Annotated in this window: 13 protein-coding genes; 3 read left to right on the top strand and 10 right to left on the bottom strand. The window is 64.0% G+C overall.

Going from position 1 to position 12,934, the window contains the following annotated elements; all coding sequences use genetic code 11:
* Window positions 1–6 precede the first annotated feature (6 nt).
* Together IB263_RS14425 and leuB are read left to right on the top strand one after the other, a co-directional pair.
* A complete protein-coding gene (locus tag IB263_RS14425) occupies window positions 7–222 on the top strand; it encodes a hypothetical protein (RefSeq protein ID WP_134886311.1) in 216 nt (71 codons plus the stop codon).
* Between the two features lie 64 nt (window positions 223–286).
* Window positions 287–1,396 (top strand): 3-isopropylmalate dehydrogenase, encoded by a 1,110-nt coding sequence (leuB, locus tag IB263_RS14420; protein ID WP_192438632.1) that lies wholly within the window; start codon window positions 287–289, stop codon window positions 1,394–1,396.
* A 116-nt stretch (window positions 1,397–1,512) separates the two neighbouring features.
* Here the strand turns inward: leuB and IB263_RS14415 are convergent, their stop codons facing one another.
* From IB263_RS14415 to IB263_RS14370, 10 genes are all read right to left on the bottom strand, one after another.
* Window positions 1,513–2,262 (bottom strand): SDR family oxidoreductase, encoded by a 750-nt coding sequence (locus IB263_RS14415; protein ID WP_060517845.1) that lies wholly within the window; start codon window positions 2,260–2,262, stop codon window positions 1,513–1,515.
* 20 nt (window positions 2,263–2,282) lie between these two features.
* Window positions 2,283–3,125 carry a fumarylacetoacetate hydrolase family protein gene (locus IB263_RS14410; RefSeq protein ID WP_060517844.1) on the bottom strand — a complete coding sequence of 281 codons (843 nt, stop codon included), beginning with the start codon at window positions 3,123–3,125 and terminating at the stop codon, window positions 2,283–2,285.
* Window positions 3,126–3,167: 42 nt separating this feature from the next.
* A complete protein-coding gene (locus IB263_RS14405) occupies window positions 3,168–4,190 on the bottom strand; it encodes a hypothetical protein (protein WP_034787909.1) in 1,023 nt (340 codons plus the stop codon).
* Window positions 4,187–5,080 carry an SMP-30/gluconolactonase/LRE family protein gene (locus IB263_RS14400; protein WP_060517842.1) on the bottom strand — a complete coding sequence of 298 codons (894 nt, stop codon included), beginning with the start codon at window positions 5,078–5,080 and terminating at the stop codon, window positions 4,187–4,189. Before IB263_RS14400 ends, IB263_RS14405 begins: the two co-directional genes overlap by 4 nt.
* 9 nt (window positions 5,081–5,089) lie before the next feature.
* Entirely contained in the window at window positions 5,090–6,202 is a 1,113-nt protein-coding gene (locus tag IB263_RS14395) for a mannonate dehydratase (RefSeq protein WP_034787903.1), read from the bottom strand.
* 19 nt (window positions 6,203–6,221) lie between these two features.
* Complete coding sequence (locus tag IB263_RS14390; protein WP_034787900.1) at window positions 6,222–7,007, bottom strand: SDR family NAD(P)-dependent oxidoreductase; 786 nt, start codon at window positions 7,005–7,007, stop codon at window positions 6,222–6,224.
* Window positions 7,008–7,115: 108 nt separating this feature from the next.
* A complete protein-coding gene (locus IB263_RS14385) occupies window positions 7,116–8,108 on the bottom strand; it encodes an ABC transporter permease (protein WP_034787896.1) in 993 nt (330 codons plus the stop codon).
* A complete protein-coding gene (locus IB263_RS14380) occupies window positions 8,105–9,649 on the bottom strand; it encodes a sugar ABC transporter ATP-binding protein (protein ID WP_082566297.1) in 1,545 nt (514 codons plus the stop codon). Before IB263_RS14380 ends, IB263_RS14385 begins: the two co-directional genes overlap by 4 nt.
* 74 nt (window positions 9,650–9,723) lie before the next feature.
* A complete protein-coding gene (locus IB263_RS14375) occupies window positions 9,724–10,683 on the bottom strand; it encodes a substrate-binding domain-containing protein (RefSeq protein WP_051659114.1) in 960 nt (319 codons plus the stop codon).
* 111 nt (window positions 10,684–10,794) lie between these two features.
* The gene (locus IB263_RS14370; RefSeq protein ID WP_051659113.1) at window positions 10,795–11,538 is read right to left on the bottom strand and encodes a FadR/GntR family transcriptional regulator; all 744 of its coding nucleotides are present in this window, start codon (window positions 11,536–11,538) and stop codon (window positions 10,795–10,797) included.
* Window positions 11,539–11,739: 201 nt separating this feature from the next.
* On the opposite strand from IB263_RS14370, the gene uxuA reads away from it, so the two are divergent.
* On the top strand, window positions 11,740–12,930 hold the full coding sequence (gene uxuA / locus IB263_RS14365) for a mannonate dehydratase (RefSeq protein ID WP_034787871.1): 1,191 nt from the start codon (window positions 11,740–11,742) through the stop codon (window positions 12,928–12,930).
* Window positions 12,931–12,934: the final 4 nt, after the last annotated feature.

Here is a 12,934-nt window from a genome sequence, read left to right as displayed (position 1 = left end):
AACACCATGCGTTACACCATCGAAAGCGGCGATCTCGAAAACATCGTTTCCCGCCTGCTCGACATCGTTCGCCGGCTCGGCGTCAGCGTCTCGAAACTCGCGATCGAGGTAGACGGCGGCAACGCCAATCTTGAAATCGCCCTCGCTCCGGCTTCGCAGGCTGTCGCCAACACGCTGCGAGAGCGCATCGGACAGATCGAAGGCGCGAAGGCAGCGGTCTAGCCCGCATCATTATCAACGCGGCCGTGCCGCTTTACACCGACTGAAAACCACAGGAGTGCCGACAATGGCCCGCAAACTTTTCATCCTCCCCGGCGACGGCATCGGCCCGGAAGCCATGGCGGAAGTCCGCAAAATCATCGCCTACATGAATGCCGAGCTTGGTGCCGGCTTCGTGACGGACGAGGGCTTGGTCGGCGGTTCGGCCTATGACGCCCACGGTCAGGCGATCTCGGAAGAGGACATGAAGAAGGCGCTTGCCGCCGATGCGGTGCTGTTCGGCGCCGTCGGCGGTCCGAAGTGGGATGCGGTGCCCTACGAGGTGCGCCCGGAAGCCGGTCTGCTGCGCCTGCGCAAGGATCTCGAGCTCTTCGCCAACCTGCGCCCGGCGATCTGCTACCCGGCGCTTTCCGCCGCCTCGTCGCTGAAGCCCGAACTGGTCGAAGGCCTCGACATCCTGATCGTGCGCGAGCTGACCGGTGGCGTCTATTTCGGCGAACCGAAGGAGATCGTCGATCTCGGCAACGGCCAGAAGCGTGGCATCGACACCCAGGTTTACGACACCTACGAGATCGAGCGCATCGCCGGCGTCGCCTTCGAGCTGGCCCGTACCCGCAACAACCGCGTCTGCTCGATGGAAAAGCGCAACGTCATGAAGTCGGGCGTGTTGTGGAACCAGGTGGTGACCGAGACGCACAAGGCGAAGTATTCCGACGTCCAGCTCGAGCACATGCTGGCGGACGCCGGCGGCATGCAGCTGGTGCGCCAGCCCAAGCAGTTCGACGTCATCGTCACCGACAACCTGTTCGGCGACATGCTGTCGGACGTGGCGGCGATGCTCACCGGCTCGCTCGGCATGCTGCCGTCGGCCTCGCTCGGCGCACCGGATGGTGTCAGCGGCAAGCGCAAGGCGCTCTATGAGCCGGTGCATGGCTCGGCACCCGACATTGCCGGCCAGGGCATCGCCAACCCGATCGCGATGATCGCCTCCTTCGCCATGTGCCTGCGCTATTCCTTCAACCTGGTGACGGAAGCCGACAATCTGGAGAAGGCGATCGCCAACGTGCTCGACCAGGGCATCCGCACCGGCGACATCATGGCCGAAGGCGCACGGAAGGTCGGAACCGTCGAAATGGGCGAAGCCATCCTTGCCGAGTTCAAGGCGCTGTCGGCGTAAGCGACAACCCATCCTGAACGGCGTCACGCCGACGCCCACAAGCCTACGAAAACCAACACCTCCGGAGCGCATCCGGAGGTGTTTTGCGTTTCACGGCCTTGCGAGAATGCGGCGTCTCAGATCGTGATGCCGCCGTCTATGTTGATTGCCTGGCCGGTAATGAAGGCCGCCTCGTCGGAGGCGAGGAAGGCGCAGATGGCGGCGACTTCTTCGACCGTGCCGAACCGGCCGGCCGGCTGGCGGCTGATGAAGGACCGGTAGGCCTCATCCCGGCTTCCAAGCTTTTCGCCAAGTTCGCCGATGCGCTCTTCCAAGGAGGGTGACGCGACAGTGCCGGGGCAGACCGAATTGCAGCGAATGCCCTGAGAAACGTAGTCAGCTGCCACCGCCTTGGTCAGGCCTATGACGCCACCCTTGGCGGCGCCATAAGCGGCACGCCGCGGGAAACCCTTGATCGAGGAGGCAACCGATCCGATGGTGATGATGCTGCCGCCATTGGCCTTCATCTTCGGGATTGCGCCGGCAATGACGTTGTAAGCGCTGTCGAGCGTAATGTTCACCGAGCGCCGCCAATCGGCGGGCGAGCATTCCTCGATCGTGCCCTGATGCACGTAGCCGACCGCGTGCACGAGGATATCGACCCGGGCGAAGGCGTCGAAATAGGCACCGACCGCCACATGATCCGTCGCATCAAGCCGCGTCGTTGTAACCCCTTCGAGTGTGGCGAGCAGCTCGGCATTGATGTCGCTGGCGTGGACCTCGGCGCCTTCAGCCATCAGTCGTTCGGCGACCGCGCGGCCGATGCCTTGGCCGGCAGCCGTGACCACGGCAATGCGCCCGGTCAAACGTCCCGTCTTTTCCTTCATGGTGAGACCCTTCTGCATGTCTAGAGGGATTGAACGACCTGACGCTGGCGGCCGAGTCCATCGATACCGAGTTCGACCACGTCACCGGGCCCAAGATAGCGCGGCGGCTTCTTGCCCATGCCGACGCCGGGGGGCGTGCCGGTGCAGATGAGATCGCCGGGCTCCAGCACGCAGAACTCGCTCATGTAGGAGACGATGGTCGCGACGTCGAAGATCATGCGCGCGGTCGTACCCGCCTGCATGCGCTCGCCGTTGACGTCGAGCCACATCGACAGGGCCTGCGGGTCCGGAACCTCGTCTTTCGTCACAAGCCAGGGGCCCGTCGGGCAGAAATTCGGGAAGCTCTTGCCCTTCACCCACTGCCCGCCACGCTCCATCTGCCAGGCACGTTCGGAGACATCGTCGACGATCGTGTAGCCGAGGACATGGTCCATAGCCTCGGCGCGCGATACGTTGAGCGCCCGCTTGCCGATGACGATGCCGAGCTCGACCTCCCAGTCCAGCTTCGACATTTTCTCGGTGTGGAGAAGCGGTGCGTTCGGGCCGCAATAGGTGCCGGCCGCCTTGTTGAAGAGGATCGGTTCGGACGGCACTGGCAGTCCCGCCTCTTCCGCATGGTCGGAGTAGTTGAGGCCGACGCACCAGATTGTACCGGGCCTTGCGACCGGCGGCAGGATGTCCGCATCGACCACCGGCATCACAGGGAGCGCCGCGAAATCGGCGCCGGAGAGCACTGCCAAGACACCAGGCAAAGTCTCCGCCGTGAAGTCCTGGACGAGCGAAGACACGTCCCGCGCCTTGCCCTCGCCATCGAGGATGCAGGGCACGGCAGAGCCGTCGACGGTGAGACGCAACAATTTCATTCTCTTGGCCTTTCAGTTGGATATGTCTCAGCGAGCGACCATTCAGCCGATCGGAGCGGCTTCGACGGAAAGCCGATAGCGGGTGGTGAAGGTCTGATCGGGTTCGAAGGCAATCGCCGTTGCAACGCCGGATCCCGCGATGGGGCTGTCGCCCGTGGAGACAGCCGGTCCGAGATCGAAGGCGGATGCGATCGGCTCGACGCCGAGCGCCACGTGCCGCCCATTCCAGGGGTAGGCCTTGCGACCGCGGTTGCTGTACCAGAGCAGCAAGCTTGGGAAATGCTCGTTCTGCCAAGTGAGCCGCGCGCGAAAACCCTCGTCGCGATAGTGGAGCGCGAGGCTGCCGTCGATGCCCGAGAGCTGCAGCAGGTCCTCGGTCTCCTCGACAAGCGGCACCTGCGACGCATCGAGCATGACACCTTTGCGCGTCTCGACCTTGCCGAGCGATAACCATTGCCGATCGGGCGAGAACAGAGCCGCGCCCGGTTCGACATCGCCGGGAAAACTCCAGACGCGATCATGGGCGCCGGGTTCGATCGTGACCGAACCGGGACGGCTCGGCAGTCGGAACGTCGGATGCAGGCCGATCGGCAGGCGGCACGGACGCCGGGCCTCGATTTCCAGGGTGATGTCGATGGAGGGCGCATTTGGATCCGGCACGATCTGCCGCCGCAACAGTCGGATCGGATGGTTCTCCGGATAATGGCATTCCATCGCTATCTGGCGGTCGTCGCAGGCACCCCACGCCCAATGGACATTGGAGCTATGGCCATGCGGCACGCCGGCGCCGTCGAAACTCTCACCGTCTACGGACCAGCCTGCAGGAAGCGTGCGGCTGGCGTCGCTGCCGAAAGGCACACACGGCCACTCGCCACGCAATTCCTTCAGGATTTCCGGCAGCGTCTCGCGCTCGGGATCGTTGCCCCAAGGCGCAACTTGCAAGGGGCTGACTTGCCGCCCGTCCGGAAGCAGGAACAGCACCGGGCCGAGCATGCCGCCGAGCGACTGCACCGAGAGGCAGCCATGCGCCCAGGCGAGCGCGCGCCGTGTGGTCTCCGCGCTCACTTTGTAGCCGCCCCGAACCGGTTTTCCGGCATGCCGGCGACCGTGACGCGCATGGCATAGAGGCTGCCGGCGAGACGCTCGGCTGGCCCCGCACCGGCCGTGGTGATGTAAAGCGTCTTCAGGTCGGCGCCACCGAAAGTGCAGGTGGTGATGTTGGTGATCGGCATATCGATCGTCTCGGCAAGGCTGCCATCCGGCGCAACACGGGCGATGCAGCCACCGCCATAACGGCAGTTCCAGAGGAACCCCTCGCTGTCGATCGCCGAGCCGTCGGGCGCGCCGCGATCGAAACCGGTGAAGAAGGGTCGTTCGCCGGAAATCGAGCCGTCCACGGCATGATAGTCGAAGGCGTAAATCTCGTTTGCCAGCGTATCGCCGAAGTAGAAGGTGCTTCGATCCGGGCTCCAGCAGAGCGTGTTGGAAATGCCGAGGCCATGCCGCCATTCGGTGACGGTGCCATCGGGTGCGATCCGGTAGAGGATGCCCTCGCCCGGGGCAACGTCGCCAAGCTGGCCATCCGGAAGCACGTTGTTCTTCATCGAGCCGACCCAGAAGTTTCCGAGGGGATCGGCGCGACCGTCATTCAGCCGAACACGCGGTGAACCGGGCAGGACGAAGCCGTGATCCTGCCGCCGGTCGGTTTCGGGCCACCACCATATGAGCTTCGAGCCGAGAGCGATGAGCAGACGCCCATCTTCACGGGTCAGCGAGATCGCCACCACCGGCTCGTCGAAGAGCCACGTCCTGACCGCGCACGTCGCCTCGTCATAGCGGTGGATCAGAAAGCGGTTGATGTCGGTCCAGTAGAGCGCCGCCTCTTCCGCCGACCAGACGGCGCCCTCGCCGCAGCGGTCGCCGACGGGCGCGACACAGACGAGCTCACGGGCCATCTCCGCCTCCTATTCCGCTGCGATGCTTGTCGGGATCGAACGCGCGGGGCCGAGCGCCTCGGCATTCTGCACAAGCGCCTTCATGTAGCCGAGCGCAAAGGCCTTGCCCGCATGCCAGGAGGCGCCGCAGGTCATGGCCGGCGTATGGTCGGGGATCATCACACCCTGGTAGTTTTCGTCGCGCAGGATGCGGATGATTTCGGCCATGTCGATATCGCCCTCGTCGACGAAGGTCTCGACATAACGCGGCATCTTTCCGCGTACGTTGCGGAAGTGGATGTAGCCGATGCGGCCGGAGCGGGCGAAACGACGAACGTGCTCGTAGATATCCCCTCCCGGCATTTCCTGCAGCGAGCCGAGGCAGAGTTCGAGCCCGTTCGAGGGCGAGTCGACGATCGCCATCAGCCGGTCGTACTTCTCCGGACGGTTGACGAGCCGCGCGGTGCCACGCAGTTCCTCGGCTGGCGGATCGTCCGGGTGAGCGCCGAGCACCACGCCCGCCTCCTCGGCGACCGGCACGACCTCCTTCAGGAAGTGGCTGAGGCGGTCCCAGAGCTCCGCCGAGCTGACGGAAACGGAGGCAGCGCCGGCGACGCCACGACGATAGCGCATGTTCCAGACCATGCCGTCTGGAATCGGCGCATCCGGGCTTGGCGCGATGCTGTTTTCGACGCCGAAGCCGACGGATTCCGCACCGCCGCGGGCATAGGGGCCGCGGGTCCAGCCATAGACGCCGGCAAGCGAGAAATTGTAGCCGATGCAGGGAATGCCGGCGCGACCGGCGTCGCGAATGAGCTGCTTCAGCCCCTCGATCTGCTGCGCCCGCTCTGGCCCGTCGAGCAACACGTCATGCCAGAAGCGCGGCGAGAAGTTCTCGATCGCCGCCACTTCCAGCCCACCGGCCCGCACGTCCTTCACCAGCGCCGACAGCTCTTCGTAAGTCCAGAGCCGGTCACCGGAGCAATCACCCCAGCCGCCCTGGTCGCCACTGTCGATCTTCGGATCCTTGCCGGCGAAATAGTTGGTGAGATGCGCGACGACGTGGGTCGCGCCCGCCTGCAAGGCAAACTGAAAGTTATCCGGGGTGAGTTGCTCCCGGTAGAGCCCAAGGCCGATTTTCATCTTGTCGTTTCCTATCCGATTATTTGACGCCGATGCCGGCGGTGAGGCCGCCGTCGATGCGGAAGTCCGAGCCGGTGACGAAGGCGGCGCGATCCGAGGCGAGATAAGCGACCAGCTCGGCCACCTCCTCCGGCTCGCCGATGCGGCCGATCGGGTGTGCCGCGCCGAAGCGGGCAAAGGCTTCCGCCTCGCTGACGCCCTCGCCCCCATAGGTGCGGGCTGCAAGCGATAGCAGCGGCGTGCGCACCGAGCCTGGGCTGACCGAATTGACCCGGACCTTCGCCGCCGCATGATCGAGCGCCATGGCGCGGGTCAGCGCATGGATCGCGCCCTTGGAAGCGACATAGGCGGCGACGTTCTGCTGGCAGGCATGACCCTGCACCGAGGAGATGTTGACGATCGCGCCGCCGCCGCGCTTCATCATTTCCGGAATGCCGAAGCGGCCGGTGAGATAAATCGAGCCGACATTGACCGACAGGCAGCGCGCAAAGGTCTCGGCGCTGGTGTCGAGCACGGTGCCATAGGGGTGAACGGCGGCGGCATTGACGATGATGTCGAGGCCGCCGTGGCGCAGCACCGCCTCGCGCACGGCCGCCTCGACCTCTGCTTCCACGGCAACGTCCGTCAGTCGGGTCGACATCGGCAAGTCGCGCTCTTTGGCTATGCGGTCGAAGATTTCGTTGGTGGCGACGTCGTTGCCACAAGCAAGCACGGTCGCGCCTGACGAGGCGAGCCGGATCGCCGAGGCAAGCCCGATCCCGGACGTGCCGGTGACCAGCGCGATCTTTCCCTTGAATTCAGTCATGATTGTCTCCGCGATGGATCGCGATGATCCGGGCCGGCGTCGACCCGAGATCATAAGCGTGATCGTTGGTCATAAGGGGGAGCGGGATGCGGACACCCCGCGCCGGTCTCAGCGCACCCGTTCCAGAACCTGGTTCAGGAGCACGGCGCCGAGGATGATCCCGCCGCGCACGACGTATTGCCAATATTCGCTGACATTCATCAGCGTCATGCCGTTGGAGATGCATCCAAGGAAGAGCACCCCGATCAGCGTGCCCCAGATCCGGCCCTTGCCGCCGAAGAGCGAGGTACCGCCGATGATGACGGCCGCGATCACGTCGAGTTCCATGCCGGTCGCCGTCGTCCCGGTGCCGGCCCCGATCTGCGAGGCGATCAGCGTGCCGGAGACGGCGGTTAGCGCGCCGGTCAGGCCCAATGTCAGCGCCTTCACCTTCCAGATGTCGATGCCGGAGAGACGTGCCGCCTCCATGTTGCCGCCGACCGCGTAAACCTCACGGCCGAAGCTTGTGTACTTCATCAGGAAGTGCATCGCCGCGAAGGTCAGCGCAAAGATATAGACCGGGAACGGAATGCCGAAGAGATAACCGCCGCCGAGGAAATCGAAACCGAGCGGGAAGGACGACATCGGGAAGCCGCCGGTGATCAAATTGGCGACACCGCGGAGTGCCGCGAAAAGCGCCAGGGTGGTGATGAAGGTCGGCACGTTGAACCACTGCCGGAAACGGCCGGTGAGATAGCCGAGCGAGAAGCCGAGCAGAAGTGCCACCGCAAAACCGACGGTGACCGCGCCCCAGTCACCGAACGTGTCGGTGAAACGGTCGGCGAACCAGGCAACGATGCAGCCGGCGAGCGCGGCACCGGCGCCGACCGAGAGATCGATCTCCCCGCTGATGATAACCGCCGTCATGCCGAAGGCGATGATGCCGAGCATCGAGACGGTGCGCAGCACGTTCAAGACGTTGCTGGTGGAGGCGAAGCCCGGTGCGACGAAGATCAGGAAAATCACCAATGCGGCGAGAATGATCTCCATCGGGTAGGTTTTCAGAAACTTGAGCGGCGTGTTCTGTCCGCCTGTTTCCGTGGTCTGGCTCACGAGTGTCATTGCTTGGCCCCTTCCATGCACAGGCCGTAGAGTTCGGTCAGGTCGGTTTTCGTCGGATCCACTTCGGCGACGACGGCGCCGTGATGCATGACGAGGATGCGGTCGGCGACTTCCAGCACCTCCTCGAGCTCGGTCGAGACAAAGAGGCTGGCAAGGCCATCGGCGGCCTGTTGCCAGATGATGTCGAAGATCTGGCGCTTGGCCTGGACGTCGACGCCGCGGCTCGGCTCATCGAAGAACATCACCGACGGCTGCCGGTTCAACCATTTGCCGATCACCACCTTCTGCTGGTTGCCGCCCGACAGCGACGACACGGGCAGTTCCGGATCGCCGCACTTGATGTGCAGATCGGCGATCTGGCGGCGCACGTGCGGCTGTTCGCGGCGGCGCGAAATGAAGCCTCTGTTGGAGATCGGGCCGAGGCTCGCCATGCAGAGATTGTCGGCGGTCGAAAGCGACTGCACGAGGCCGACCTCCTTGCGATTTTCCGGCGTGTAGCCGAGTCCCGCCTTGCGCATGTCGCGTGGGCTGGCACCGGTCATATCGCGACTGTTGAACGTCACTGAACCGCTGTCGATCCGGTCGGCGCCGAAGATCGCCCTCATCAGTTCGGTGCGCCCGGCGCCGAGCAGGCCGGCGATTCCGAGGATTTCGCCCGGATAGAGATCGAAAGAAACATTCTGAAAATGCCCGGAGCGGCTGAGATCCCGCACCTCGAGCACCGGCCGGGTGCGATCGAGCGTGCGCCGCGGCGGCCGCGTTGCGCGGGCGGCATCGCCGAACATCATGCCGACGATCGCCGAAGGCGTCGTCGCCTTCATCTCGACCGCGCCGATGTAATGGCCGTCGCGGATCACCGTGCAGGTATCGGCAATCTCGAAAAGCTCGCTCATCCGATGGGTGATGTAGATCATCGTCACGCCGCGGGCGCGCAGCCGTTCGATCAGTGCGAAGAGCTGCTTGACCTCGCGCGACGCCAGCGCCGAGGTCGGTTCGTCCAAGAGCAGGATCGACGGGTTGAAGGACATCGCCTTGACGATTTCCACCACCTGCTGCTGGCCGACGCTCAGCGCCGAAACCGGCTGGCGGGAATCGATCGCAAGCCCCATGTCGGCAAGCAATTCGCCGGCGCGCTTGTGCAGGCCCGCCCAGTCGACGACGCTGAAACCGGCGCGACGCCGATGCGGCAGCCGGCCGAGAAAGATGTTCTCGCCGACAGAAAGCTCCGGCACCAGCGAGAGCTCCTGGTGCACGGTGACGATGCCGGCGGCAAAGGCATCATGCGGCGAGGTGAAATGGCGATCCTCGCCATTGACACTGATCGTGCCCGATGTCGGCTCGGTGACGCCGGCAAGCAGCTTGACGAGCGTTGATTTGCCCGAGCCGTTCTTGCCCATCAGGGCATGCACCTGGCCGGGGGCGAAGCTGTGGGTGAATTCGGAGAGGGCGACAGTCGGACCGTAACGCTTGGTCACGGCCCGAAAGTCCAGCCGTCCCTGCACCCCTTGCAACGCGGCTGAACTCGGTTGCGGATAGCTCATGCGGATTTCCTGCTGTGCAAGACGAGGGAGTGGCGGGCGCGATGTCCCGCCGCTCGGCTGACGTCAAAACCCAATCACTTCAGCGCCTTCAGGCCTTCCTTGTAGGCCGCGACCGCCTGCGTATCGGCGCGCGTCAGAGGCAGCACCGGCACGTTGACCTTGGTCTCGATCTTCTTGCCGTCGAGCAGGTTCTGTGCCGCTTCGATCGCCTGCTTGCCGACCTCGAGCGGCTGCTGCGCCGTCGTTGCCTGCAGTACGTTGTCGGAATTCAGCAACATGTTGGCGAGCTGCTCGGAACCGTCGGTGCCGAAGACGAAGACCTTGCCTTCGAGGCCTGCCTTTTTCACGGCCTGGACCGCACCGATCGTGCCGCCCTCGTTGGCAGCGTAGATCACCTGGATATCGGGATTGGCCGTCAGCATGTCGCTTGCGACCGCGAGCGCCTTTTCGGCAAGCCAGGCATCCTGCTGGGCGACGATATCGACCTGGTCCTTGACGACGCTTAAGAACCCGTCGACGCGGGCGTTCGACTGTTCAGGCAGCAGTGCCTTGAAGGCGAGCGTGCCGATCTTGACCTTGCCACCATTGCCGAGGGTCTTCAGGAAGTCGGTTGCGGCGTTGCCTGTGCCGATGCCGATATCGCGGTCCGAGCTCGTCACCGTCGCCTGGGCGACGTCGCCATTGGCCGAAGTGCCGTAGGTGACGACCGTGATGCCAGCATCACGCGCCTTCTTCAGCGCCGGCACCGAGGCATCGGCCGAAAGCGGCGCCACGACGATCGAGTTCACGCCGCGAGCGATGTAGGTGTCGATGAGCTGCGCTTCCTTCTCCAGCTTGCTGTCGCTGTTGCCGGCGAGAAGCTCGTCGCCGGCGGCTTCCGCAGCCTTCTCCATGCCGATCTGGATGCCGCGGAAATACTGGTCCTGCTGGAAGACGATGCCAGCGATCGCCTTGCCGCCAGCAAAGGCTGCGCCCGGCGCAAAGCTGACGGTGGCAAGAAGTGCGGCAAGCGCCAGACGTTTCATGTTGCTCATATTGGTTCTCCTCCCAAGTGCCCTGTTCGTGCCGCCGGACCAACGGGCGAAAATCCGGCAAATGGCTGCCCGCACCGCGTGAAGCGCGGTTCGGACCCAATCTCCAAATGTTTATCGTGGCTGCGAGCTGCCCGGCACGGCATCGACGAAGCGGATGCCGAACTCCAGATGACGGCTCATCAGGTAGACATAGGCGATGCGGTCGCGCGCCCTCAGCGCCCGGATGATCTCGGCATGCGCCTCGAAGGTCGCCGCGTGCACCGGACGTTCGGCCTTGCCGAGCCGCATGACCTCCTCGATCACCGAACGCAGCATGTGATAGGCGGCAAGCGTCGTGCGGTTGCCCGAGAGTTCGACGATCGCCGAATGGAACTCATAGTCGCACTGTGCGGCTGCCTCGACGCTCTCGGCCTCAAGGATCCTGGAATTGATCGCATCGAGCCGGTCGAAATCGGCGTCGCTGGCCGTCAGGATGATGTGTTCGCCGACACCGGTCTCGATGATGCGGCGGAAGCCCTGCAGGTCATGAAACGAGTCCGGTGAGATACCGTTGTGAAAGGCAAAGAGCCGGCGGATCGCCTCGCCGTGGCCACCGCTGATCACGGCGCCCACCTTCGGCCGGGTCTCGACCATGCCATAGGCGCGCAGCACCTGCAGCGCCTCGCGCACGGTGTTGCGGCCGGCCTGGAACTGTTCGCCGAGATCACGCTCGGTCGGCAACGCGTCACCGACACCAAGGCCACGCTCAGAAATCATGTCGCGGATCTGCTCGACCAGCCGATCGACGGCCGAGGTCTTGCCCGGCTCCACGGCCTCGACGCCCGACAACACCTCTTCCCTTACCGAACTGCTCACCGGCTCTCCTCCCTGCGATGCCTTATTTGTTGGTCCAGATTGCAGTTTCCGTCAAGCGAAAATTTGAAGGCCTCAGCTTAATCGGTGATTTTCACGCGAAATCTCCGCTTTCAGACTTGAATTGTTGGACCAATGGGACATTATTGCCGGGCGTGGTCCAACAATAGCCACGGAAGCGGGTAGGAGTTCTGCATGAGACTGATGGAAGAGTGCTTTCGCTGGTACGGGCCCAACGATCCGGTGCCGCTCAGCCACATCCGGCAGGCGGGCGCCACAGGGATCGTCTCGGCGCTGCATCACATTTACGACGGCTCGCCGTGGTCCGATGAGGCTATCCTTAAGCAGAAGGCGCTGATCGAGGCGGCCGGCCTGCGCTGGAGCGTCGTCGAGAGCATTCCGGTGCACAATTCTATCAAGCTCGCGACGCCAGATAGCGATCGCTATATCGGCTGGTACAAGGATACGCTTCGCGCCCTGGCACGTTCGGGCATCAGCATCGTCTGCTACAACTTCATGCCGGTGGTCGACTGGACGCGCACGGAACTGATGCAGCCTTTGGCCAATGGCGGCTTTGCGCTGCGCTTCGATGCTGTCGATTTTGCCGCTTACGACCTCTTCGTCCTGCAGCGTCCGCATGTGGAGGACAGCTACTCAACGCAGCAGATCGCCGCCGCCCGCCAGCGTTTCGACGAGATGGACCAGGCGAAAATCGACCGGATCGAACGCAATCTGATCGCCGGTCTTCCGGCCACCGAGCGCCAGTTCAACCGGGCGAGCTTCCTCGCAGCCCTCTCGGAATATAATGGCGTCACCGCCGACATCTTGCATGAGAACCTCGCGCGCTTCCTCAGGGAGATCGTGCCGGTCGCAGAAGAAGTCGGTATCCGGCTCTGCATCCATCCGGATGACCCAGCCTTCTCTCTCTATGGCCTGCCGCGGATCGTTTCGACGCCGGCCGACGTCCGGCGCATTCTCGCTGCCGTCGACAGTCCGGCCAACGGCATCACCTTCTGCACCGGCTCTTACGGCACACGCGCCGACAACGATTTGCCGGCCATGGTGCGCGAATTCGGCCCGCGCATCCATTTCGCCCATCTGCGCAACGTCCAGCGCGAAGAAGACGGATCCTTCTACGAGGCCGACCATCTTGGCGGATCGAGCGACATGCCCGCGGTGATATTGGCGTTGATGCAGGAGCAGGAGCGCCGCGTCCGCGAGGGTCGCACCGACTGGCAGATCCCGCTTCGGCCCGATCACGGCCATCTGCTCGCAGACGACATCGGCAAGGAGCGGATCAACCCCGGCTATTCGCTGATCGGGCGCTTGAAGGGTCTCGCAGAAATCAGAGGCGTCATGCAGGGCATTGCAACGGCCATGGCGCACAAGGATTGAGGGA

This window comes from Ensifer sp. ENS03 (assembly GCF_014852035.1).
Taxonomy (GTDB): domain Bacteria; phylum Pseudomonadota; class Alphaproteobacteria; order Rhizobiales; family Rhizobiaceae; genus Ensifer; species Ensifer adhaerens.
Note: the sequence above shows the minus strand (reverse complement) of the source record. Positions and strands in the feature narration are given on the sequence as shown.

Bases quoted from the DNA above. Each gene is read 5' to 3' on its own strand.
- IB263_RS14425 (WP_134886311.1), top strand. From the start codon at position 7: ATGCGTTACACCATCGAAAGCGGCGATCTCGAAAACATCGTTTCCCGC.
- leuB (WP_192438632.1), top strand. From the start codon at position 287: ATGGCCCGCAAACTTTTCATCCTCCCCGGCGACGGCATCGGCCCGGAA.
- IB263_RS14415 (WP_060517845.1), bottom strand. From the start codon at position 2,262: ATGAAGGAAAAGACGGGACGTTTGACCGGGCGCATTGCCGTGGTCACG.
- IB263_RS14390 (WP_034787900.1), bottom strand. From the start codon at position 7,007: ATGACTGAATTCAAGGGAAAGATCGCGCTGGTCACCGGCACGTCCGGG.
- IB263_RS14380 (WP_082566297.1), bottom strand. From the start codon at position 9,649: ATGAGCTATCCGCAACCGAGTTCAGCCGCGTTGCAAGGGGTGCAGGGA.
- IB263_RS14375 (WP_051659114.1), bottom strand. From the start codon at position 10,683: ATGAGCAACATGAAACGTCTGGCGCTTGCCGCACTTCTTGCCACCGTC.
- IB263_RS14395 (WP_034787903.1), bottom strand. From the start codon at position 6,202: ATGAAAATCGGCCTTGGGCTCTACCGGGAGCAACTCACCCCGGATAAC.
- uxuA (WP_034787871.1), top strand. From the start codon at position 11,740: ATGGAAGAGTGCTTTCGCTGGTACGGGCCCAACGATCCGGTGCCGCTC.
- IB263_RS14385 (WP_034787896.1), bottom strand. From the start codon at position 8,108: ATGACACTCGTGAGCCAGACCACGGAAACAGGCGGACAGAACACGCCG.
- IB263_RS14400 (WP_060517842.1), bottom strand. From the start codon at position 5,080: ATGGCCCGTGAGCTCGTCTGTGTCGCGCCCGTCGGCGACCGCTGCGGC.
- IB263_RS14410 (WP_060517844.1), bottom strand. From the start codon at position 3,125: ATGAAATTGTTGCGTCTCACCGTCGACGGCTCTGCCGTGCCCTGCATC.